The organism is Pseudomonas sp. MWU318 (assembly GCF_016756945.1).
Lineage (GTDB): Bacteria > Pseudomonadota > Gammaproteobacteria > Pseudomonadales > Pseudomonadaceae > Aquipseudomonas > Aquipseudomonas putida_A.
On the sequence record NZ_JAESJL010000001.1, the window covers coordinates 531,521 to 554,201 of the forward strand.

Genomic DNA, 22,681 nt, shown 5'->3' on the forward strand with positions numbered 1-22,681 from the left:
ACAACAAAAGCAGTGCAATTAGAAAGTACCAACACTTAACCAACTAATAAGCACGATGGAGAAACACCATGAAAACTACAATGGCTCTCAAACCACTGGTTTTCGCACTTGCAGCAGTAATGGCAATGGCGGCTCAAGCAGGCGGCAATGATCATGGTAACAATGGTGGTCACGGTCACAACCCTCCTCCACCAAAAGGCCCTACCCTGGAAGAACTGCTGCAAATCGGCGCAGGTGCCGGTGCCGCAGTGCTCGACGTGCAAAACAACGGCGGTAACACCGTCCTGAACCAGGGCACCCAGAACAACGCCGGCATCAGTGGCTCGCTCAACGGCGCCAACGGCAACATCGGCGCCAACAACGTGGCCGGTGACGGCAACCAGCAAGACAACGCCGCTGCTCTGGCCACCGCTGACGAAAGCTTCATCTTCGGCTCTGCGGTGTCCGCTTCCAGCGCCACTCAAGTCAACAGCAACAACACCGTTGGCAACTACTCCAGCACCAACAACGCCGGCATGAACAACGTCGGCAACAGTGGCTCGGGCAACATTGGCGTGAACAACGCTGCCGGCAACTTCAACCAACAGAAAAACAACCTGGCAATCGCTGTGTCCGGTGGTCGTGTAGCGCAAGCCGCTGCTGCGGCCAACCAAAGCACTACCGGTCTGCAAGTCGGCAACAACGGCACTCAGACCTACAAAAAAGACACTCTCACTGGCACTGTCGCCGCCGTCGGCGTATTCGGCGCCGTGGGCGAAGCTACCATTAAAGGTGACAGCCACGGCGGTGGCGGTTATGGCAACGACGACAAAGGCCATGGCGGCAATGGCGGCAGCAAAGATCAGAAAGCCACCTTCGAAGCTGTGGGTGCCTTCGGTCTTGCTGGTGTAACCACGCAACAAGTGCTGACCCCAGACGGCTGGAAAAACCCAGTTACCAACAACGCCAGCATGACCAACGTAGGCAACAACTGGTCGGGTAACGGTGGCTTCAACAACGCTGCCGGTGTTGGCAACCAACAAAGCAACTCGCTGTCCATCGCTGCAGGTTGCAAAGCCTGCATGTAATCGCGATCGAAACGAAAGCCCCGGAAACGGGGCTTTTCCTCAGTCCGCAAAGGCGTATCGATCATGCGTAAGACTGCCTTTATCGCCCTGCTTTGCCTGTCCGGCCTGACCCAGGCTGCCCAGATGCCCGTCGCTGCCCTGCCCGGCGGCGTACTCGTCTACAAGAACGTGCAAAGCATTCGTGAACGCAAGTTTGCCGACATCGTCGAACAAAAAACCGATTTCAGCTGCGGCGCCGCCGCACTGGCCACGGTACTGCGCCAGGCTTATTGGCTCGACGTCGATGAAGAGCACATCATCAAAGGCATGCTGGTCAACGCTGACCAGGACCTTGTTCGTACCCAAGGTTTCTCCATGCTGGACATGAAACGCTACATAGAAAGCATCGGCATGCGCGCCAGGGGCTACAAGATTCCACCGGAAAAACTCGACGACGTAACAATCCCGGTGGTGGTACTGATGGAAATTCGCGGCTACAAGCATTTCGTGGTGCTGCAGCGTTCGGACAAGGATTGGGTTTATATCGGAGATCCGGTCTTAGGCCATAAACGCTACGCCCATGATGACTTTGTCAAAGGTTGGAACGGCATCGTCTTCGCCATCGTCGGCCCCGGTTATGACAAAACCAATGCATTGCGCATGCCGCCGACCCCGCTGACCGCGAAGAACAAGCTGGATAACTTCAACCCTGTCAGAGATGCCGAATTGATGGACTTCGGGTTCATACAGAGCGACTTCTTTTAATCGCCGATTATAAAGAATGGGGCTGGATGTCCCGGGAGCAGCAGATGAAAACCTCATACTGGCTGGCCGCCGCCTGCCTGGCAGCGAGCGCGTCAGGCTATGCCAATGCAGGATTCAAACCCATCGAAGTTCAGGATCAGGAGCTGTCCCAGCTTCGCGGTCGTTATGTCATGCCGGGGCGGATCATCAGCTTCGGCATTGTCATGAGCAGTACCTGGCGCAACGCCAGTGGTGATCTGATCGGCGCTGCGACGTCGATGCAAATCCAGGCCGCCACGATCAAACCGGAATTCTATGTCTCGACCATCAAGGAACAGGGCAACGGCAGCACCCCGACTCCGGGCACTGGCAATGTCATTGGTGGCGCGGCACTCAACAGCAGCCAGGGCGTGACCCAAAGCGTACGCGCCGCCGGCGACGGCAACACCGCCAGCAACAACGTGGCAATCAACGTAAAAGAAGCCAATACACCTCCGCCACTGGCACCCGCACAAGGCCAGGCGCTGATGGCCGGGCAGACCATCGGCGCCAGCAATGCCGCCGGCAGTGTCGCCGTTTCGGCCAGCAACAGTGGCGTGCAAATGGCCATTCAGGCCTCGGGAAATCAGGGCACCGCCCTGCAACAGGTCGCTCAGGGTGGCCTGCTGCAGAACACCCGCCTGCTGGGCAGCGCCAACGTGGTCAACAACATGACCCAACTCAATGTTGTGCTTAACAATAACGGCATCAGCCCCGGCGCACTGGACTGCAACCTGACTCAACTCAGGGCACTACGCAATATCGGATATTGAACTACGCTGAGTCTCGATCATTGGGCTTAAAGGGACGGCTTATTCATGTATCGATCAGTATCACTGCGTGCCGCTGTATGTCTGAGTACTCTTCTACCCGCGGCGATGCTGCAAGCAGCACCCGACGCAGATGTGGAGACCCTGAAACAGGAACTTCTGGAGCTGAAGCAACGATACGAAGTACAACAAAAGGCCCTGGCGGTGCTCGAACAACGGGTCCGTCAGGTCGAAGATCAACCGGCAGCCCCGCAACCCAAACGGCTGGCCAAGTCGCCGTCTGACATGAAAGGCAATCCAAAAGTCGCGACCGGTACCGGGGCTCCCGGAGTTGGCGCGGCAGCAGCGTCGGGGGGCGCCGCCGGGGGCAGCGGCGCTTCTTACGGCCAGTCACTGGCCGACGATTCGCAACCGGCCCAGAGTGTGTCCAACCTCTACGACGAGGCCAGCGGCTTCTTCGGCGGCGGTAAATTCAGCTTTGAAACCGGCGTGACCTATTCGCGTTACGACACCCGACAGCTGATCCTCAACGGCTTCCTCGCGCTGGACTCGATCTTTCTGGGCAACATCAACCTCGACCGGATCAAGGCCGACACCTGGACGCTGGATCTGACCGGGCGCTACAACTTCGACAACCGTTGGCAGTTCGACGTGAACGTGCCGGTGGTTTACCGCGAATCGACCTACCAGTCCGGTGGCGGCAACGGTGGTGCGTCCAACGTCACGACGGAACAGGATGTTTCGCGTGATCCAACCATCGGCGACGTCAACTTCGGTATTGCCTACAAGTTCCTCGACGAGTCGGTCAACACGCCGGACGCCGTGGTCACCCTGCGGGTCAAGGCACCTACCGGCAAAGACCCGTTCGGGATCAAGCTGCGTCAGACGGACGCCAACTCCAACCTGTTCGTACCTGACACGCTGCCAACCGGTAACGGTGTCTGGTCGATCACACCCGGGGTTTCGCTGGTCAAGACCTTCGACCCGGCAGTGCTGTTCGGCAGCTTGTCCTACACCCACAACCTGGAAGAGTCGTTCGACGACATCAGTTCGACCGTCAACCAGAAAACCCCGGGCAAGGTCAGCATCGGCGACAGCTTCCAGATCGGCGCCGGTATTGCGTTTGCTCTGAACGAAAAGATGAGCATGTCGTTTTCGATGTCTGATCTGGTGCAACGCAGGAGCAAACTCAAACCCGATGGCGGGGATTGGCAATCGGTGGTGTCCAGTGACGCCAACGCAGGCTACTTCAACGTCGGCATGACCATTGCCGCCACGGACAACCTGACTATCGTGCCCAACCTGTCGATCGGCATGACCCCGGATGCCCCCGACTTTTCCTTCAGCCTGAAATTCCCGTACTACTTCTAAAGAAAAAGATCGCAGCCTGCGGCAGCTCCTACAGAGTCAATCCCTGTAGGAGCTGCCGCAGGCTGCGATCTTTTGAGCTTTGGTCTCTAGCGAATCTGATGCTTATGCAGCAGACGATAAAACGTCGGCCGCGACACTCCCAGCACCTTCGCCGCCACACTAAGGTTGTCGCTGTGGCGGTTCAACACATCGCACAGCGCCTGGCGTTCGGCGCGCGTCTTGTAGTCTTCCAGCGTACCCATCGGCGTCGAAATCGTGTGCTGACTGAGCAATCCCAGGTCCCGGGCTTCGATCTGTCGGCCTTCCGCCAGAACCAGACCCCGTCGCACGCGGTTGGCCAGCTCCCGAACGTTGCCCGGCCAGTCGTGCTTGCCCATGGCGATCAACGCATCCTCACTGAAGCTGCGCGGGCGGCGGCCGGTTTCGTGGCTGTAAAAATGCGAGAAATGGTTGGCCAGCATCGACAGATCACCGTGGCGCTCGCGCAATGGCGCGGTCACCACTTGCAGCACATTGAGGCGGTAATACAGGTCTTCGCGAAAACGCTTTTTCTCGATCGCCGCCTCGAGGTCGACGTGGGTGGCCGCTAGCACGCGCACATCAACCGGAATCGGCTGACTGCCACCGACGCGCTCGATGTGTTTCTCCTGCAGAAAACGCAGCAGATTGGCCTGCAATTCCAGCGGCAGATCGCCGATTTCATCGAGAAACAGCGTGCCACCATTCGCGGCCTCGATGCGCCCGACCTTGCGCTGATGCGCCCCAGTAAAGGCGCCTTTTTCGTGGCCGAACAGTTCGGATTGAATCAAGTGTTCGGGAATCGCCCCGCAATTGATCGCCACAAACGGCTTGCTGTGGCGCTGGGACTGGCGGTGCAGCGTGCGCGCCACCAGTTCTTTACCGGTTCCGCTTTCACCGCGGATCAGTACCGGGGATTCGGTCGGCGCCAGTTTGCTCAATAACTTGCGCAGCTCACGGATCGGCTTGCTGTCGCCGAGTAACTCGTGTTCAGGCTGGTCGACATGAATCGTGCCTTGCCCGCGCAAACGCGCCATGCCGAACGCGCGGCCCAGGGTCACCTGGACCCGTGAGACATCGAACGGCAAGGTATGGAAATCGAAAAACCATTCGCAAACGAAGTCACCGACGTTCTGCAACCGCAGGACTTCCTGGTTCAACACCGCGATCCACTCGGTGCCGCTGCGGCTGATCAGTTCCTTGACCGCTTCGGGACGTTCAAGGTGAAAAGGTTGCAGTCGCAGCAGCCCGACATCGCATGTCCGATCGGCGGCATTTTCCAGGGTACAACTGTCGACATCCCAGCCCACCGAGCGCAAACCAGGTAATAACCGGTGACAGTCGTCGCACGGGTCGACCACCAATAAACGTCGTAACGCAGGCGCTTCGATCATGACTGTTCCTTGGCGCCAAATTTAAGGAAATTATTGTAAAAACAGTCATTTGGCAGACCCGACTGTAACATTAGCAAGAAATTGACAGGGCCTTGTATCGATTGCTTATAGATGTACAAGCTAACGAGTTATAAGAAGCAAGTTTATTAGTCAGCTATCGAGTTGCTATCTTTCACCAGGCTTTCAAAAACGTTCGGAATGTTGAGCCTGAGCAATTAAGTTGAAATTTCTCTGTTTCGTGTGTGACCTGCCACGGGGTTGCGTGCATCAGTACAAGTAACCAGCCGAACGGTAAGCCCAACCGACGGCACATCACTTGATTGGGCACGACAGAGAGAAGACCCCAATGACCGCCCCGCTCCGTATCAACGAAGCTCTTTTGATTGCCAACCACGCGTTCAAACCCTTTCAGTGCGTGGCCTGGGCCCCACAAGACGGCAATGGCGAACTGAACCTGACCGTCATTGATCGTACCAACTCGCACATCGGTCGCCAGCAGATTCCGAGCAGCGCCTACTCCGACCCGGCGCAACTGGAACTGCTGTTGCAACAGGCCCGCGCCGAATTGAGCAAAGAAGGTTACCTGCTGCAATCGTGGTCGATGCCACATTGATCAGAGCATCGGGCGGATGACTACCAAGTCATCCGCCCACTGCTCTGTTAGTTATCTGCAGCAGTTTATCTCCAGTACTTCTGTACAACTTCCTTTACAGCATCAGGCGCCACTGCTTGGCATGCTTTCATTTGGTTCAAAAAGACACTGTTATGGCACAGTGCGACCCTCCACCTGTTAGTTCTGTCAGTTGAACTCGCGTCTATTCAGGGATTGAATGTTCCGCTCATGCAGTTACCCGCCCGATTCGGGCCTGGTCAACTTGCAAGGAGAAGCATGCATGTCCTCCGAGAACGCCTTTGCGCGACCGGCACTACTCAATCGCTGCGGACAACTGGACAGACAATTCGCCAAGACTGGCGTTGCTCAGGTCTATTTCGCTGGCAGTGTTTCCAGCATGACCCAGGGGGTTGCGCTGGATCGAGAGGGACGCGTGCTGGTCGCGGCCAAGATCGGTACTGCCCAAGGCAGCCGATTTGGTCTGGCGCGAATACTCGCTGACGGTTCGGCCGACCTCGCTTTCGGCCAGCAAGGCAGCGTCATCGGCGAGTTCGAACCCGGCTTCGAAGCCACCGCTGGCAAGGTTCAGGTGTTGCCCGATGGACGAATCCTGCTGGCCGGTCTGCATTATCAAACCGCCCACCGCACCCTGCCCGCCCTAGCGCTGTTCAGCGCTGACGGAATCCCCGACCCCGGCTTTGGTGAAAATGGGCGCAAAGTGGTGCGCCTGCCCGGCGACCTGTCCATTGGCTCCCGCGATACCTGGCTGCCGCCCGGTGTGCCTGGCGCCGAAGCCTGCGACATCGCCGTGCAAGACGACGGGCACATTCTGCTGATCGCCAACCACCACTTCGAACTGGCCGACCATGCCGGCATGCTGATCCGCCTGATGCCAAACGGCGAGCCCGATAAAAGCTTCAATGGCCGCGGCTTCGTGATGATCCGCCATCTGCTGCTCAACACCTGGCTCAGCAGCCTTTTATTGCAGACGGACGGGCGGATACTGGTCGCCGGTTCAATCGACTTCCCCCAAGAGGGGCTGGTCGCGCGCTATCTGCCTGACGGGCGTCTGGATGACCGTTTCGCGGTGGATGGCTTCCTCGCCTTCAAGGCCCACGGCCAAAGTGCCATGGTCAGTCAGGTCATCGAATCGCAGGAGCATCTGCACTGCTTTGGCAGCAGTCGCGATCCGATCCGCTGTCTGGCATTGAGCCTGCACAACAACGGCCGACCGGAGTTGCGCAACAACGCCGGTCATCCGCATCTGCTGGAAATCGGCCCCAGTGGCTGCCAATGGAGCGCGGCCCAGCGCATGACAGATGGACGCATCATCGCGGTGGGTGCAACGATTGGCGGGATCGAAGCGGACTTCATCGTCGCGCGTTATCTGCCCGACGGGCGACTCGATGCGCGGTTCGGCAACGGGCACGGCTGGCTCCGCACGCGTTTGGGACACAGCCTGGACACCGCCAACTCGCTCGCCGTGCAGGCGGACGGACAAATCCTGGTTGGCGGCTATTCACTCGACGGCAACTACCGCGCCATGGTCGCGCGCTATCTGAATCAATAACTCTCCAGACTTGAACTTGCCAGGCACTTGCGGCAACTTGCGCGCTTCTTAATACAAGGAGCAACCGATGTCCGGTTCACTGGCCCAGGCGTTCGCGCATAACTTCCTCGGGCATTCGCCCCGCTGGTACAAGGCGTGCATCGTCGGGTTCCTGATCCTCAACGCCGTGGTGCTGTTCACTGTCGGCCCGGTCGCCGCCGGCTGGCTGCTGGTGATCGAATTCATTTTCACCCTGGCCATGGCCCTCAAGTGCTATCCATTGATGCCCGGTGGATTGTTGCTGATCGAAGCCCTGCTGCTGAAGATGACCTCACCACAGGCACTGTACGATGAACTGGTGCACAACTTCCCGGTGATCCTGCTGCTGATGTTCATGGTCGCGGGCATCTACTTCATGAAGGATCTGCTGCTGTTTCTGTTCTCACGGTTGCTGCTGGGCGTGCGCTCCAAGGCGCTGTTGGCGCTGATGTTCTGCTTCCTCTCGGCCTTCCTCTCGGCATTTCTCGATGCCCTGACCGTCACCGCGGTGATCATCAGCGCGGCGGTCGGCTTCTATTCGGTCTATCACCGTGTGGCCTCGGGCAATGATCCGCGTCAGGACAGCGAGTTCAGCGACGACCGCCATCTGCCCGCGCTGCACCACGAAGACCTGGAGCAATTCCGCGCATTCCTGCGCAGCTTGCTGATGCACGGCGCGGTCGGTACTGCACTCGGTGGAGTCTGCACCCTGGTGGGCGAGCCGCAGAACCTGCTGATCGGCCATGAGATGGGTTGGCATTTCGCGGAGTTTTTCCAGAAAGTCGCGCCGGTTTCGTTACCGGTACTGGTGGCGGGTCTGGTGACCTGCGTGCTGCTGGAAAAACTGCGCTGGTTTGGCTACGGCACCCTGCTGCCGGACAACGTCCGCGCCGTGCTGGCCAATTACGCCGCCGAAGATAACGCCGAACGCACCCCGCGTCAGCGTGCCGCCCTGCTGGTGCAAGGCACTGCTGCGTTGATCCTGATTGGTTGTCTGGCGTTTCACGTCGCGGAGGTCGGGCTGATCGGTTTGATGGTGATCGTGTTGATCACTGCGTTCACCGGCATCACCGACGAGCATCGTCTGGGCAGCGCGTTCAAGGACGCCATGCCGTTCACTGCATTGCTGGTGGTGTTCTTCGCCGTGGTCGCGGTGATTCACGATCAACAACTGTTCGCCCCACTGATCCAGTGGGTGCTGGCGCTGCCGGCGGAGCAACAGCCGGGCATGCTGTTCATTGCCAACGGCCTGCTCTCGGCGATCAGCGATAACGTCTTCGTCGCCACGATCTACATCACCGAAGTGAAACAGGCCTTCCTGTCCGGGCACATGAGCCGCGAGCATTTCGAGACCCTGGCGATCGCGATCAACACCGGCACCAACCTGCCAAGCGTGGCGACGCCCAATGGTCAGGCGGCGTTCCTGTTCCTGCTGACTTCGGCGATTGCGCCGCTGGTGCGCCTGTCGTACGGGCGGATGGTGTGGATGGCGCTGCCGTACACCGTGGTGATGGGGTTGCTGGGCTGGTATGCGGTGAGTTACTGGCTCTGACAACAACCTCATGCAGGAGCTGCCGAAGGCTGCGATCTGTTGATCTTGCTGCAAAAAAACAAGATCAAAAGATCGCAGCCTGCGGCAGCTCCTACAGGTGTTACTGGAGGATGTATTTTTCGATCGCCTGCGCCACGCCGTCTTCGGTGTTGGGGGCTGTAACGACATCAGCCTGGCGCTTGACCGCCTCGTCCGCCTGCCCCATGGCAATCGACAATCCCGCGCAATGGAACATCGCCGGGTCATTGCCGCCGTCGCCAATCGCTGCCGTCTGTTCCAGCGGTATGCCCAGATGGGCGGCAATCGTCGCCAGTGCGGTACCCTTGTTGGCCTCCAGCGCTGTCACGTCCAGATACACCGGTTGCGAACGCGAGACCTGAGCCATGCCGCTGACCTTGGCCAACAGGCGCGCCTCAAGCTCGATCAGCAGATCGGTGTTGTTACTGGTGGCGACGATCTTGTCGATGCGCTCCAGGTACGGCTCGAAACTTTCCACCACCACCGGCGGATAACCGAGGCCGTGCTGCTCGCGCGGCACCATCGGCCCGTGCGGATCCTTGAGCAACCAGTCGCCACCGCTGAACACCCAGATCTCCACATCCGGCTGGTCAGCAAACAACGCCAGGGCAATCAGCGCGGTCGGCACCGGCAGGTAATGCGCCACCAACAGGCTGCCATCCGGATTGACGATGGTGCCGCCATTGAAAGCGGCGGTCGGCAGATCGACGCCCAAGGCTTCGATCTGCTGCAACATGGCTTTGGGTGGGCGCCCGGTGGCCAGGCTGAACAACACGCCGGCCTCGCGCAGCGAACGAACGGCGTCAATGGTGCGCTGGCTCAGGCTGTGATCGGGCAGCAACAGCGTGCCATCCATGTCACTCAATAAAAAACGGATCGAGTCACTCATCCCAGACCATGCCAGACGCGACCGTCGCGAGTCAGCAGATCATTGGCGGCTTGCGGGCCGTCTTCCCCGGCAGCGTAAGTCTGCACACTCGCATCCTGTTGCCAGGCATCAAGGAACGGTTGCACCGCACGCCAGCCGTTCTCGATGTTGTCGGCGCGCTGGAACAGTGTCTGGTCGCCGGTCAGGCAGTCGTAGATCAGCGTTTCGTAGCCGGTGGACGGCTGCATTTCGAAGAAGTCCTTGTAGGCAAAACCCAGCTCGATGTTGGCCATGTTCAACGCCGGCCCCGGCCGTTTGGCCAGCAGGTCGAACCACATGCCTTCGTTGGGCTGGATCTGAATACGCAGATAGGTCGGCTGCAACTCGTCGACTTCGGTGTCGCGGAATTGTGCGTACGGCGCCGGTTTGAAGCAGATGACGATTTCGGTGTCGCGCACGCTCATGCGCTTGCCGGTGCGCAGGTAGAACGGCACGCCGACCCAACGCCAGTTGTCGATCATGACTTTCAGCGCGACGTAGGTTTCGGTGTTGCTGTCAGGCGCCACGTTGGCTTCCTGGCGATAGCCATTCAACGCTTTGCCATCGACCTCGCCAGCGCGGTACTGACCGCGTACCGAGTTGGCACGCGCTTCTTCAACGCTCCATGGGCGGATCGCGCCGACCACTTTGGCCTTCTCGCCACGCACCGCATCAGCGCCGAACGCGGCCGGCGGTTCCATGGCGACCATTGCCAGCAGCTGGAACAGGTGATTGGGCACCATGTCACGCAGCGCACCGGTGTGCTCGTAAAAACTGCCACGGGTTTCGACGCCGACGGTTTCAGCGGCGGTGATTTGCACGTGGTCGATGTAATGATTGTTCCAGAACGCCTCGAACAGGCTGTTGGAGAACCGGCTGACCAGAATGTTCTGCACGGTTTCCTTGCCCAGGTAATGGTCGATCCGATAGATCTGTTTCTCGGACATGACCTTGAGCAGGCAGGCGTTCAACGCTTCGGCGGTTTGCAGATCGGAGCCGAACGGCTTCTCGATCACCACCCTTCTGAACGCTTCCGGGGTCTCCTCCAGCAGTTTGGCCGCGCCGAGACGGCGTACCACTTCACTGAAAAAGCGTGGCGCGGTGGCCAGGTAGAACACCGCATTGCCAGTGCCGCTGTCGGCAATTTTTGCCGCCAGCGCGGAATAAGTGCTGTCGTCCAGGAAGTCGCCCTGGACGTAGCTGATACCTTTGGCGAGCTTGGCCCACAAGGCCGGATCAAGCATCTGATCGCCCTTGCCGACTTTCGCCGCCACTTCGGTGCGGATGAAGTCTTCGAGTTTTTGCGCGAAGGCCTCATCGGTAATGGCGTTGTGGTCAACGCCGACGATCCGCAGATTCTCGTCAAGCAAGCCGTCGCGACTGAGGTTGTACAGCGCCGGCATCAGCAAGCGCTTGACCAGGTCGCCGTGGGCACCGAACAAAAACAGCGTGGTCGGTGGTGCGGGTTCTGCCTTGGATTTTCTGCGGATCGTATGGGTCATTTCTTCGGTGTCTCCACGTGGCCGCCGAAGCCGAAGCGCTGGGCCGAGAGAATCTTGTCGCCAAACGTGCCCTGACCGCGCGAGCGGTAGCGCGAGAACAGCGAGTTGGACAGCACCGGAACCGGCACCGCCTGCTCCATGGCCGCTTCGATGGTCCATTGACCTTCGCCGCTGTCAGCCACCGAACCGGAGAAACCGTCGAGTTTCGGATCGCTGGCCAGTGCGTCGGCGGTCAGGTCGAGCAGCCAGGACGAGACCACGCTGCCACGACGCCAGACTTCGGCGATGTCGGCCACGTTCAGGTCGAAACGCTGATCTTCCGGCAGACGCTCGCTGGACTTGGTCTTGAGGATGTCGAAGCCTTCTGCGAAGGCGGCCATCATGCCGTATTCGATGCCGTTGTGAATCATCTTCACGAAGTGCCCGGCACCGGCAGGACCGGCGTGGATGTAGCCGTGCTCGGCGCGGTGATCCTCGGACTTGCGATCCCTGGTGCGCGGAATGTTGCCCATGCCCGGCGCCAGCGCTGCGAACAGTGGGTCCAGACGGTTCACGGTCTCGGCGTCGCCGCCGATCATCATGCAGTAGCCGCGCTCCAGGCCCCAGACGCCGCCGGAGGTACCGACGTCGATGTAGTGCAGGCCCTTCTCGGCCAGGGTTTTCGCCCGGCGAATGTCATCCTTATAGTTGGTGTTGCCGCCGTCGATGATGGTGTCACCGGCTTCCAGCAAGTCGCTCAGAGTGTTGATGGTGTCTTCGGTCGGCGCGCCGGCCGGCAACATGACCCATACCGCACGCGGCTTGGCCAGGCCTGCCACCAGGGCTGGAAGGTCGGCAACGCCCGTGGCGCCCTCGGCGGCCAGGGTGTCGACAAAGGCGGTATTGCGGTCGTAAACAACGGTGGTGTGACCGTTGAGCATCAGACGTCGCGCAATATTGCCGCCCATGCGGCCCAGTCCAATAATCCCGAGTTGCATGTGCTGATGCTCCTTACTACAAATAAATGTGTGTCATTGGTTATAGCCCAACGCGACTGATGGAGGTTAGTCCAGAGCGTTGCGATGAAGTTTCCGGGCATTGTGCCCGATCCAGACTGATAACGCCCCGAATCCTGCCGAAGACACACCGACCATGAAAAATAAAAAAGTTCCATTCACGGGCAAAAGAAATCAAAATTGGCGCCGATAGCAAGTCAGTAGCCCCGACGCGGGGACGATTTGCAGTTGAGACACGCCATTTGCGAGGTGAGCAATGGGCACAGTACACACAGCAATGCCGCCACAAACCCTGTACGTCACGATCCGTCGCGATGAATTGCGTCAGTTGAAAGACGAGCGCGACCAGTTGAAGCAGGAGCTGGCGCAGCTGCGCTCGCTGACCCAGAGCGCTCAGCCCAAACCTCTGCCGGTGGTCCAGCGCCATCCGCACGCCTGACCTGCCCCGCCAGCTTCGGGAACGGCGCCTGTCGTTCCCGACATGATGCTCCCCTGCCCCTGATCGGCAACTAACGAAGTTTTCACACTGCCTTGGTGATACTCCGGCCCATTCTGGCCGTGCGTTTGCGCGCGGCTTCCGTTCGTCGGTTTGATGTAGCGCTCCGACGGTGGTTAGTGACGATGAGCTGGAGTGCTGAATGGCATTGTTCAAACGCAGCAAAACGACTGCGACAGGTTTCGACTGGGCCGGGGTTCTCTGGCTGTTCGCTTTCTTCTGGTATTTCTCGGGCATCACCCAACTGTTGATCCAGCTGACCGGCACCTCCGGTTTCAGCGGTTTCCGTCAGGCCTTCGTGATGAGCGCGCTGTGGCTCGCCCCGATGCTGGCGTTTCCCAAACGCACCAAACTGCTGGCCGCGCTGATCGGTATCGTCCTGTGGGCCTGCTCAATGGCCAGCCTGGGTTATTTCTTCATCTATCAGCAGGAATTCTCGCAAAGCGTCATCTTCATCATGTTCGAGTCGAACATCTCTGAAGCCGGCGAATACATGACGCAGTACTTCGCCTGGTGGATGATCCCGGCGTTCCTCGCCCATACCGCTTTCGCCTACTTCCTGTGGACCCGCCTGCGCCCGGTGTACATGCCCCGAGGCCGCGCGTTCGTGGCCGCGATCGCGATCGTCTTCGCCGTGGTCGGCTACCCACTGATCAAGCAGACCCAGCGTACCGGCAGTTTCGCCGGCGGTTTCGAGAAATTCGAAGACCGCATCGAGCCAGCCGTGCCTTGGCAGATGGCGGTGGCTTACCACCGTTACCTCGACACTCTGGCCGGCATGCAAGACATGCTGCACAGCACCAGCAAGGTGCCGCCGCTGCATAACCTGAAAGTTGCCGATGCCGATAAACCATCGACCCTGGTGCTGGTGATCGGCGAGTCGACCAACCGTCAGCGCATGAGCCTGTACGGCTATGGACGCAACACCACCCCGGAACTGGACAAGCTCAAGGATCAGCTCGCGGTGTTCGACAACGTCATCACCCCGCGCCCTTACACCATTGAAGCGCTGCAGCAGGTGCTGACCTTCGCCGACGAAGAAAACCCTGATCTGTACCTGTCCACGCCGTCGCTGGTCAGCATGATGAAACAGGCCGGTTACAAGACCTTCTGGATCACCAACCAACAGACCATGACCAAGCGCAACACCATGCTCACGACCTTCTCCGAGCAGGCCGACGAGCAGGTGTACCTGAACAACAACCGCAACCAGAACGCCGCGCAGTACGACGGTGACGTGATCGAGCCGTTCAACAAGGCGCTGACTGACCCGGCGCAGCGCAAGCTGATCGTCGTGCACTTGCTCGGTACTCACATGAGCTACCAGTACCGCTATCCGCCGACCTTCGACAAGTTCCAGGACCGTACCGGCGTGCCGGCCGGCGTACGTGACGATCAGGTACCGACCTACAACAGCTACGACAACGCCGTGCTGTACAACGATTTCGTGGTGTCGAGCCTGATCAAGGACTACGCCAAGTCCGATCCGAACGGTTTCTTGCTGTACCTCTCCGACCACGGTGAAGACGTGTTCGACTCCGCCGGCCACAACACCCTCGGCCGTAACGAGAACAAACCGACCGCGCCGATGTACACCATTCCGTTCATGGCCTGGGCGTCGCCGAAATGGCGCGAGAACCACGACTGGAACTTCGCCGCCGACCTCGGCCGGCCGTACAGCAGCTCGCACCTGATCCACACCTGGGCGGACATGGCCGGTTTGAGTTTCGATGAGCTGGATCGCAGCAAGAGTCTGGTCAGCGACAGCTTCAAACCGCGTCCGCTGATGATCGGCAACCCGTACGAACGCGAGCAGCGCGCCTTGATCGACTTCAGCCTGATGAAGCCGAAAAAGGTCGACCCTGCCGCAGCGAATGTCGTGCAGCAGTAACCGCTCGGAAGGCATCGGTTTCGAGAGATCGCAACCGGTGTAACGCATAAAGAAAAAGCTCCGTATCGCAAGATACGGAGCTTTTTTCGTTTTTGGCGGTCAGGTAGCCCGCTTTATGGGGCTCTACTGTACCGCCTGAGGGAAATCGGAGCAGCCAGCATGCTCGCACGTACCCTCCTCCCTGAAAGAGCAGCCAGCGCGCTCAGAGGGCGCCAGTAAATTGCACCACCAGGATCAAGGATTGTTCCAGCACAAAAACAAACGCCCCGAACAAGTCGGGGCGTTTGTGGGTGCGTTCACTTGGGTACTTTCACACCCTTCGCGATGCAGGTCCGGCGCTATCAGTAAGCCTTGCCGGTCTTGTAGAAGTTCTCGAAGCAGAAGTTGGTGGCTTCGATGTAGCCTTCAGCGCCACCGCAGTCAAAACGCTTGCCCTTGAACTTGTAGGCCATGACGCAGCCGTTCTGGGCCTGCTTCATCAGGGCATCGGTGATCTGGATTTCACCGCCCTTGCCTGGCTCGGTCTGTTCGATCAAGTCGAAGATGTCCGGAGTCAGGATGTAACGACCGATGATCGCCAGGTTCGACGGCGCGTCTTCCGGCTTTGGCTTCTCGACCATGCTGTGTACGCGGTAGATGTCGTCGCGGATCATCTCGCCGGCGATCACGCCGTACTTGCTGGTTTCCTGCGGATCGACTTCCTGAATGGCGATGATCGAGCAGCGGAACTGCTTGTACAGCTTGACCATCTGGGTCAGTACGCCGTCGCCTTCGAGGTTGACGCACAGGTCGTCCGCCAGTACCACGGCGAACGGTTCGTCACCGATCAGCGGGCGACCTGTGAGGATCGCGTGGCCCAGACCTTTCATTTCGGTCTGGCGGGTGTAGGAGAACGAGCACTCGTCGAGCAGCTTGCGGATGCCGACCAGGTATTTCTCCTTGTCGGTGCCTTTGATCTGGTTTTCCAGCTCATAGCTGATGTCGAAGTGGTCTTCCAGAGCGCGCTTGCCACGACCGGTCACGATCGAGATTTCAGTCAGGCCAGCGTCCAGAGCTTCTTCAACGCCGTACTGGATCAGTGGCTTGTTTACCACCGGCAGCATTTCTTTGGGCATGGCTTTAGTCGCTGGCAGGAAGCGAGTACCGTAACCGGCTGCTGGGAACAAGCATTTCTTGATCATATAAGTCCTTGAAAGGGCTGTGTGTACGAGTTTCGGCGCAGTCTAATCAGGCGGCGTGCACCTTACAATGCCCCGCACTGGCTAACCGATGCCAACATAGAGAAATATTCTCGCCGATAGTTCCGTTGGCGACTTCGACCCGCGAAAACAGAGTAGCTCAAACACGCAAATGCGCTGCATCACCATACGCTCATCATCCCCCAATGTGAGGATTTGTCGGTATCATGGCGCCTTTGAACCAGCGAACGAGACAGATAGATGGCCGCGGTAAAAATCATCAACGGGTATGTGATCGACAAGAAAGACGGCAAGTGGAACCTGACCACGACCAATGGCGAACACATCGCCGGTCCTTTCGACAGCGAGCAGCTGGCGACTGATGTAGCGTCGGTATTCACCGACACCCCTGCGTCGTCCAAACGCCGTGGCAAAGATCAGGACTGATCTGTTGCGACACGCGCCGAGCCCTGCCCTTGTGCAGGGCTTTTTTGTGGCCGCTCGCAGCATGATGAAAACAAGTGGCCAATCGCTATAACCTTTTCATGCTGGCGCTGTCAGAGCGTTTAGCCCCTCCCTCGCTGAAGACGACACACTTATGAACATGAACAGAATGCTGCCGCTGATCGCGGTATTGGCCCTCGGTGGCTGTGCCACCTCGGAAACCACCTACCTGAACAACGGCGAACAGGGCTTGAGCATCGACTGCTCCGGGGAAGCCAACTCCTGGGCCACCTGCTACGAAAAGGCTGACGCCTCCTGCGCCGGCACCGGCTATCGCATCGTCGGTACCGACGGCACACCGGCGCCCAAGGAAAGCGACAAGACCCTGGGAGTCGATGTCGGCAACTACAAGAACCGCAGTGTGGTGGTGGTCTGCAAATAGACCCTACATGTGGATCTCGGCGAACTTGATCCCGAGCCCGCGCACGATCTCGATCAGGTCGTCGAGCCGGGCAAAGGATTCGACTTCGTCGTTATCGTCCACCAGAAAATAGCTGCGACCGGCACTCTTCTTGAAAAACACGATCCACTCGCCCGGGTTCGCCGGATTTTGAATCACATGCGTGGCAGAGATAAGGCCCTCTGCATGCCGTTCCCGTACTTGCTCTCGCTTCATGCGCGACTCCAGAAATGAAAATGCCGCCACAGCAAGACTGTGACGGCATCGGTGCTGATGGACGCTATTCTATCAGCCGGAAATACAGGCATTGGCGGCGTTTTGCACGTCACGGGGACGAACCGGCACATTGGACATCCGCTCATGCAGCTTGATGCTGCTGCCGCCGGAACGGTCTTCGATATCAAACACCGCAGCCGCGCCGGTGGAAAATTTCCCGGGAACAATCACTCGCACGCCATCCTTGTGCGGCTGCATCTGCAGCGCGCCTCGGCTGTTGGCAAGCTTGTCGGCCAGGCACTGAGCATACTCATGGGGTTTCTTGCCGGAAATCACGCTCATGGTGGGCAAGGTTTCGTTGATTTCGGAAACACTCGCGCAACCACCCACGACCAACATCAACGGCAGACACACCACACCCCACTTCATACAAATACCTCCCATAAAGACCCTCGGACAGCAGTAATGCCATTTTTCTCCGAGGCTTACTCCATTAAACCCGCATGGAATCGCGAATAACTGTTTTTAATTGTCAAAGCAGCGCTCGACGGCGGGATAATAACCCGTTCGGGCTGATAAACTGCGCCAATCGCACATGCTATCGTTTTGATTTAGTAGAAAAAGCCCTTCTGGAGGCGCCCATGAAATTCATTCACCAGCGCGAGCACCTCAACGAAGACGACATCGTCGTCATCCAATGCTCGCAAACCTGCAACATCCGCTTGATGAACGACGCCAACTTCCGCGCTTTCAAGAACGGCGGCCGCCACACCTACCACGGCGGCGCTTTCGACACGTTTCCTGCGCGCATCACCGCGCCGAGCACCGGTTTCTGGAACATCACCATCGACACCGTCAACCGTCGCGCCATCAGCGTCACGCGCAAGCCGACCCTGACCCACTCGATCAAGATCATCCGCCGCTCCAGCTCCAAACTGAGCTGAGTCGCCCCTGACACAAAGGTAAGCACGACCGTGGCCCAAACGACCAAATACGTCATCAAATACAAGCTCAACGGTGAGCGCCGTTTCGAGTTCGCGCAACTGGAAAACGGCACCGTCGAAGAGGCCAAGGCCGCACTGGACGCCATCCATGGCCAGACTGAAGACGAGATCAGCGACATCGCCGTGAGCAAAGCCCTGTAACACCACATTACGGGATTCGACCGCAAGCGGCGGAGTGTTCTGCCGCCGGTATTTGCCCAGACTGACAGCCTCGACCAAAGGGTTCAGGAGTCAGCATGTCAATGTCCCCGTCTCGGCTGGATGCGCTCGATTGGGCAAGCCTCCAACAGCATCTGGATCAATATGGCTATGCCATCGTCCGCTCGTTGCTGTCGGCGCAAACCTGTGAGCGCTTGAGCGCCCTGTATTCGCAGACCGAACCGTTTCGTTCGCAGGTCATCATGGCCCGCCACGGTTTCGGTCGCGGGGAATACAAGTACTTCAGCTATCCCCTGCCGACAGCCATCGAACGTCTGCGCACTGCGTTTTACCCGCGCCTGGTGCCGCTGGCCAACCGCTGGTACGAACGCATGAATCTGCCTGTACGCTTTCCCGCAACCCATTCCGAGTTTGTGCAGCGCTGTCAGGCTGCCGGCCAACTGCGGCCGACACCCTTGCTGCTGCAATACGGCCCGCAGGACTACAACTGCCTGCATCAGGATCTGTACGGAGAACTGGTTTTCCCACTGCAAGTGGCGATTCTTCTGTCGCAGCCCGGAGAGGATTTTACCGGTGGCGAGTTCGTCCTGACCGAGCAGCGTCCACGCATGCAGTCGCGCCCGCACGTCGTGGATCTGCACAAGGGTGACGCGGTTATATTCGCGGTCAACCAACGCCCGGTCAGCGGCACACGCGGCGATTATCGAGTGACCATGCGTCACGGCGTCAGTCGCCTGCACAGCGGAAATCGGCATACTCTGGGCATCATCTTCCACGACGCATCATGAACGCCATGCACCCGACCACCTTCGACCTGTTCGCCGACCACGAACCCGAGCAACAACCCCGCGCCGAGCAGATCGGCGAACAATCGTGGGTGTTGCGCGGCTTCGCTCTGCCGGTGATCGATCAACTGTTGCCCGCGCTGGAAGCCATTCTCGCCGCAGCACCGTTGCGCCACATGATGACCCCGGGCGGTTTCAGCATGTCGGTGGGCACCAGCAGTTGCGGAACCCTGGGCTGGATCACCGACCGTAGCGGTTATCGCTACAGCACCGTCGACCCGCTGAGTGGCCAGCCCTGGCCGGCGATGCCAGAAGTGTTGTCAGAACTGGCGCGCAAAGCAGCACAGCGCGCTGGATTTGCCGACTTTCATCCAGACTCCTGCCTGATCAACCAATATGTACCCGGCGCGAAAATGTCTTTGCATCAGGACAAAGACGAAAATGCCTACGCGGCGCCGATCGTTTCGCTGTCATTGGGGTTGCCGGCGATGTTCCTGTTCGGTGGTTTTGCCCGTAGCGACAAAAGCCAGCGCATTCCTCTGCTGCATGGCGACATGGTGGTCTGGGGCGGGGTTGATCGCTTGCGCTTTCACGGCGTGCTGCCGATCAAACCCGGGCGGCATCCGCAGTTGGGCGAACGCCGGATCAACCTGACCTTGCGTGTCGCCGGGTGATCTGAAAAGTTTGACCGCAAGGCCCGGAGTGTTACCAACATTGCTGCTGGTTAACCTGAATCAAACAGGTCAACGGACTACTCGCCATGAAAAAGCTTTCGCCTATCATCAACGTTGAAACCGATCCACGCTGGGCCGCCGTCGTTGCACGGGACCCACAGGCCGACGGGCAGTTTGTCTATGCGGTGAAAACCACCGGCATCTATTGCCGCCCCAGCAGCCTTTCACGTTTGCCCAAGCCGCAGAACGTCGAGTTCTTCGAAAGTGCTCAAGCTGCCGAGGCGGCGGGTTACCGCCCAAGCAAGCGCACCAGCAAGGATCAGACTGAAGTCGCCAGCCAGCACGCCGCGACCGTGGCGATGGCCTGTCGGCAGATCGAGTCGAGTGAAACAGTGCCCGCACTCAATGAACTCGCCGAAACCGCCGGCCTCAGCCCGTTCCATTTTCATCGGGTGTTCAAGGCTGCTACCGGCCTGACGCCCAAGGGTTACGCGGCGGCGCATCGTTCGCGCCGGGTGCGTGAACGGCTCGCGGATGGCGGCACGGTGACCGATGCGCTGTACGACGCGGGATTCAATTCCAACAGCCGCTTTTATGAGGCAGCCGACAAGGTACTGGGCATGAAACCCGGTGACTACCGCGCTGCCGGTCGCAACAACGACATTCATTTTGCGGTTGGCCAATGTTCCCTCGGGGCAATTCTGGTGGCGCAGAGTGAGCGCGGCGTGTGCGCGATTCTGTTGGGCGACGATCCGCATCAACTGGTGTGCGATCTGCAGGATCAGTTCCGTCAGGCCAACCTGATTGGCGCCGATGCCGGCTTCGAGCAGTTGATTGCAAAGGTGGTGGGTTTCATCGAAGCGCCAGCGCTGGGCCTCGACTTGCCACTGGATGTGCGCGGCACAGCGTTTCAGGAACGGGTGTGGCAGGCGCTGCGGGAAATCCCGGTGGGTCGCACCGCCAGTTACGCCGAAATCGCCCAGCGCATTGGCGCGCCAACCTCCATGCGCGCCGTGGCGCAGGCCTGCGGCGCCAACCGCCTGGCCGTGGCAATCCCCTGCCATCGCGTGGTGCGTAGCGATGGCAATCTGTCGGGGTATCGCTGGGGCGTAGAGCGTAAACGTCAATTGCTGGAGCGCGAAACGCAGCCTTAGCGGACGCCGATATAGACCGCCACTGACTCGGGGCCGGTATAGGCCTCGTAGTCCGTGGCGTAACGGCGCTGAATCTGTGGATTCTGCTCAAAGAACTCCCAGATCCGCCCCCAGGTCGTGATGACCGCATCAGGCAATTGCCCTTGTGCTTCGAACACCAGATACTCGCCCGCTTCGATCCGCACGGACTCGAAGCCTTTGACTGAAGCATTCACGGCAACGCCAGCGGTAACGTCAAACGCACCCGAAGCATCCGACTCGTAAGCCGAATACACGCCATAAATCGGCGAATGGGCTGACTTGCCGGGAATGGATTCGGCCAACTCCTCGCCGAAAAACCGGCCCCACATCGGGCCGATTTTCGCGGTTTCGGGTTGGTGCTCTGCGGCGTTGGTGGTGCGAACCTGCAGCCCAGCAACGGTGAAGGCGTCGATTTGCTGTCGTTTCAAATCCATCGAAATTGCGGCTCCCTGTATAGAAGTGCGGCCACACAGGGCCGCAATGACGCCTACTCTGTCAGCGATTGACGTCGACCACAACCCTGCCGCGAAGCTGTCCGGCTAGCAACTTCGGCGCCGCGTCGATGGCTTCGCTGAGGGCGATTTCATGGCTGATCAAAGGCAACAGGGCGAAGTCCAGATCCTTGGCCAGGCGCGCCCAGGCCTCGATCCGCCGTGCCTTGGGCTGGGTCACGCTGTTGATTCCGGCCAGGGTCACACCGCGCAGAATGAACGGCGCCACCGACGCCGGAAAATCCATGCCCTGGGCCAGACCGCAGGCCGCCACCGTGCCTTCGGCGCGGGTGCTGGCACAGGCGTTGGCCAAGGTGTGACTGCCGACCGAATCGATCACTGCGGCCCAGCGTTCCTTAGCCAAGGGCTTGCCCGGCTCAGACAAAGTTGCGCGATCGATGATCTCGCTGGCACCCAGTTGCTTCAGGTACTCATGCTCGGACACCCGGCCGGTGGACGCCACCACGCGATAACCGAGTTTGCTGAGCAAGGCGATGGCGAAACTGCCCACCCCGCCATTGGCGCCAGTCACCAGCACTTCGCCCTGATCCGGGGACACGCCGTTACGCTCCAGCGCCAGAATGCACAGCATCGCCGTGTAGCCGGCGGTACCAATGGCCATGGCTTGCGCCGCGGTAAAGCCTTTGGGCAACGGAATCAGCCAGTCGCCATTGAGCCGCGCCTTTTGCGCCAGCCCGCCCCAGTGACTCTCGCCCACGCCCCAGCCGTTGAGCAGCACCTGATCACCGACCTGGTAATCGGGATGCGAACTGACCTCGACCGTACCCGCCAGATCGATCCCCGGCACCATCGGGAACTTGCGCACCACAGGGCTGCTGCCAGTAATCGCCAGACCGTCCTTGAAGTTCAGCGTGCTGTACGCAACCTTCACCGTCACGTCGCCTTCAGGCAACTGCGCTTCGCTGATCTGCTGCAGGCTGGCGCGGTAACCGCTGTCGTCTTTGTCGATCAAAATGCCGTTGAACATGGCTGCCTCTCAATCAATGGATTCAAATCCTCGTACCCTGAAATAACACAAAGCAACACATTGCCCCACCCGACTTTGCGCCAATTCGCGAATCCGCCCGGTAATTGTGAAGCGGGCGGCTATGCTTTTTCGACGGTCGTGCTTTCGCTGCCATCCTGCTGAA

General features: G+C 59.3%; 25 protein-coding genes. 16 read left to right on the forward strand and 9 right to left on the reverse strand.

What is annotated here, in order from left to right; translation table 11 throughout:
- Positions 1–68: 68 nt before the first annotated feature.
- From JN524_RS02195 to JN524_RS02210, 4 genes are all read left to right on the forward strand, one after another.
- Positions 69–1,067, forward strand: coding sequence for a heme utilization protein (locus tag JN524_RS02195; RefSeq protein ID WP_098964144.1), 999 nt, complete (start codon positions 69–71; stop codon positions 1,065–1,067).
- Between the two features lie 63 nt (positions 1,068–1,130).
- A complete protein-coding gene (locus tag JN524_RS02200; protein WP_007964629.1) occupies positions 1,131–1,811 on the forward strand; it encodes a C39 family peptidase in 681 nt (226 codons plus the stop codon).
- 44 nt (positions 1,812–1,855) lie between these two features.
- Positions 1,856–2,602, forward strand: a complete 747-nt coding sequence (locus JN524_RS02205; protein ID WP_123586475.1) for a hypothetical protein — start codon at positions 1,856–1,858, stop codon at positions 2,600–2,602.
- Between the two features lie 45 nt (positions 2,603–2,647).
- Positions 2,648–3,970 carry a hypothetical protein gene (locus JN524_RS02210; RefSeq protein ID WP_098964145.1) on the forward strand — a complete coding sequence of 441 codons (1,323 nt, stop codon included), beginning with the start codon at positions 2,648–2,650 and terminating at the stop codon, positions 3,968–3,970.
- Positions 3,971–4,056: 86 nt separating this feature from the next.
- Here JN524_RS02210 and JN524_RS02215 read toward each other — a convergent pair whose 3' ends face one another.
- Entirely contained in the window at positions 4,057–5,382 is a 1,326-nt protein-coding gene (locus tag JN524_RS02215) for a sigma-54 dependent transcriptional regulator (RefSeq protein WP_134786491.1), read from the reverse strand.
- Positions 5,383–5,728: 346 nt separating this feature from the next.
- On the opposite strand from JN524_RS02215, the gene JN524_RS02220 reads away from it, so the two are divergent.
- The 3 genes from JN524_RS02220 (at position 5,729) to nhaB (ending at position 9,135) form a co-directional block, all read left to right on the forward strand.
- Positions 5,729–5,995, forward strand: a complete 267-nt coding sequence (locus JN524_RS02220; protein WP_003225374.1) for a hypothetical protein — start codon at positions 5,729–5,731, stop codon at positions 5,993–5,995.
- A 280-nt stretch (positions 5,996–6,275) separates the two neighbouring features.
- The gene (locus JN524_RS02225) at positions 6,276–7,565 is read left to right on the forward strand and encodes a hypothetical protein (protein ID WP_202368315.1); all 1,290 of its coding nucleotides are present in this window, start codon (positions 6,276–6,278) and stop codon (positions 7,563–7,565) included.
- Positions 7,566–7,632: 67 nt separating this feature from the next.
- Entirely contained in the window at positions 7,633–9,135 is a 1,503-nt protein-coding gene (gene nhaB, locus JN524_RS02230; protein WP_202368316.1) for a sodium/proton antiporter NhaB, read from the forward strand.
- Positions 9,136–9,235: 100 nt separating this feature from the next.
- Here nhaB and JN524_RS02235 read toward each other — a convergent pair whose 3' ends face one another.
- From JN524_RS02235 to gnd, 3 genes are read right to left on the reverse strand one after another with little or no spacing between them, the layout of a single operon-like run.
- Positions 9,236–10,042 carry an HAD family hydrolase gene (locus JN524_RS02235; RefSeq protein WP_202368317.1) on the reverse strand — a complete coding sequence of 269 codons (807 nt, stop codon included), beginning with the start codon at positions 10,040–10,042 and terminating at the stop codon, positions 9,236–9,238.
- Complete coding sequence (gene zwf / locus JN524_RS02240; RefSeq protein ID WP_047598529.1) at positions 10,039–11,562, reverse strand: glucose-6-phosphate dehydrogenase; 1,524 nt, start codon at positions 11,560–11,562, stop codon at positions 10,039–10,041. Before zwf ends, JN524_RS02235 begins: the two co-directional genes overlap by 4 nt.
- Positions 11,559–12,563, reverse strand: a complete 1,005-nt coding sequence (gene gnd, locus JN524_RS02245) for a phosphogluconate dehydrogenase (NAD(+)-dependent, decarboxylating) (RefSeq protein ID WP_337248647.1) — start codon at positions 12,561–12,563, stop codon at positions 11,559–11,561. The genes zwf and gnd overlap by 4 nt, the downstream gene beginning before the upstream one ends.
- Positions 12,564–12,813: 250 nt before the next feature.
- On the opposite strand from gnd, the gene JN524_RS02250 reads away from it, so the two are divergent.
- Together JN524_RS02250 and JN524_RS02255 are read left to right on the forward strand one after the other, a co-directional pair.
- Complete coding sequence (locus JN524_RS02250; protein WP_202368319.1) at positions 12,814–12,996, forward strand: DUF6026 family protein; 183 nt, start codon at positions 12,814–12,816, stop codon at positions 12,994–12,996.
- Positions 12,997–13,195: 199 nt separating this feature from the next.
- Positions 13,196–14,944 carry a phosphoethanolamine transferase CptA gene (locus JN524_RS02255; protein ID WP_202368320.1) on the forward strand — a complete coding sequence of 583 codons (1,749 nt, stop codon included), beginning with the start codon at positions 13,196–13,198 and terminating at the stop codon, positions 14,942–14,944.
- Between the two features lie 341 nt (positions 14,945–15,285).
- On the opposite strand, the gene galU is transcribed toward JN524_RS02255, so the two are convergent.
- Positions 15,286–16,125: a UTP--glucose-1-phosphate uridylyltransferase GalU gene (galU, locus tag JN524_RS02260; protein WP_007912230.1), complete on the reverse strand. Its 840-nt coding sequence runs from the start codon at positions 16,123–16,125 to the stop codon at positions 15,286–15,288.
- 258 nt (positions 16,126–16,383) lie between these two features.
- Here galU and JN524_RS02265 point away from each other — a divergent pair, with 258 nt between their 5' ends.
- Complete coding sequence (locus JN524_RS02265) at positions 16,384–16,569, forward strand: hypothetical protein (protein ID WP_007964653.1); 186 nt, start codon at positions 16,384–16,386, stop codon at positions 16,567–16,569.
- A gap of 151 nt (positions 16,570–16,720) precedes the next feature.
- A complete protein-coding gene (locus JN524_RS02270; protein WP_007964655.1) occupies positions 16,721–17,008 on the forward strand; it encodes a hypothetical protein in 288 nt (95 codons plus the stop codon).
- A gap of 3 nt (positions 17,009–17,011) precedes the next feature.
- Here JN524_RS02270 and JN524_RS02275 read toward each other — a convergent pair whose 3' ends face one another.
- Both JN524_RS02275 and JN524_RS02280 read right to left on the reverse strand, forming a co-directional pair.
- Positions 17,012–17,242, reverse strand: coding sequence for a hypothetical protein (locus JN524_RS02275; RefSeq protein WP_003225391.1), 231 nt, complete (start codon positions 17,240–17,242; stop codon positions 17,012–17,014).
- 72 nt (positions 17,243–17,314) lie between these two features.
- Positions 17,315–17,671: a hypothetical protein gene (locus JN524_RS02280; protein WP_027612690.1), complete on the reverse strand. Its 357-nt coding sequence runs from the start codon at positions 17,669–17,671 to the stop codon at positions 17,315–17,317.
- 212 nt (positions 17,672–17,883) lie between these two features.
- Between JN524_RS02280 and JN524_RS02285 the strand changes: the two genes are divergently transcribed.
- The 5 genes from JN524_RS02285 to ada all read left to right on the forward strand — a co-directional run bounded on the left by JN524_RS02285 (position 17,884) and on the right by ada (position 21,018).
- On the forward strand, positions 17,884–18,186 hold the full coding sequence (locus JN524_RS02285; protein ID WP_024164475.1) for a DUF1883 domain-containing protein: 303 nt from the start codon (positions 17,884–17,886) through the stop codon (positions 18,184–18,186).
- Between the two features lie 30 nt (positions 18,187–18,216).
- The gene (locus JN524_RS02290) at positions 18,217–18,387 is read left to right on the forward strand and encodes a hypothetical protein (RefSeq protein ID WP_202368321.1); all 171 of its coding nucleotides are present in this window, start codon (positions 18,217–18,219) and stop codon (positions 18,385–18,387) included.
- Positions 18,388–18,482: 95 nt separating this feature from the next.
- Complete coding sequence (locus JN524_RS02295) at positions 18,483–19,193, forward strand: 2OG-Fe(II) oxygenase (protein WP_202368322.1); 711 nt, start codon at positions 18,483–18,485, stop codon at positions 19,191–19,193.
- A 5-nt stretch (positions 19,194–19,198) separates the two neighbouring features.
- Positions 19,199–19,864, forward strand: a complete 666-nt coding sequence (gene alkB / locus JN524_RS02300; protein ID WP_202368570.1) for a DNA oxidative demethylase AlkB — start codon at positions 19,199–19,201, stop codon at positions 19,862–19,864.
- 86 nt (positions 19,865–19,950) lie between these two features.
- Positions 19,951–21,018, forward strand: coding sequence for a bifunctional DNA-binding transcriptional regulator/O6-methylguanine-DNA methyltransferase Ada (ada, locus tag JN524_RS02305; RefSeq protein ID WP_202368323.1), 1,068 nt, complete (start codon positions 19,951–19,953; stop codon positions 21,016–21,018).
- Here the strand turns inward: ada and JN524_RS02310 are convergent.
- A complete protein-coding gene (locus JN524_RS02310; protein WP_202368324.1) occupies positions 21,015–21,473 on the reverse strand; it encodes a GyrI-like domain-containing protein in 459 nt (152 codons plus the stop codon). The genes ada and JN524_RS02310 overlap by 4 nt on opposite strands.
- Positions 21,474–21,534: 61 nt before the next feature.
- On the reverse strand, positions 21,535–22,518 hold the full coding sequence (gene acuI, locus JN524_RS02315) for an acrylyl-CoA reductase (NADPH) (protein ID WP_202368325.1): 984 nt from the start codon (positions 22,516–22,518) through the stop codon (positions 21,535–21,537).
- Positions 22,519–22,681: the final 163 nt, after the last annotated feature.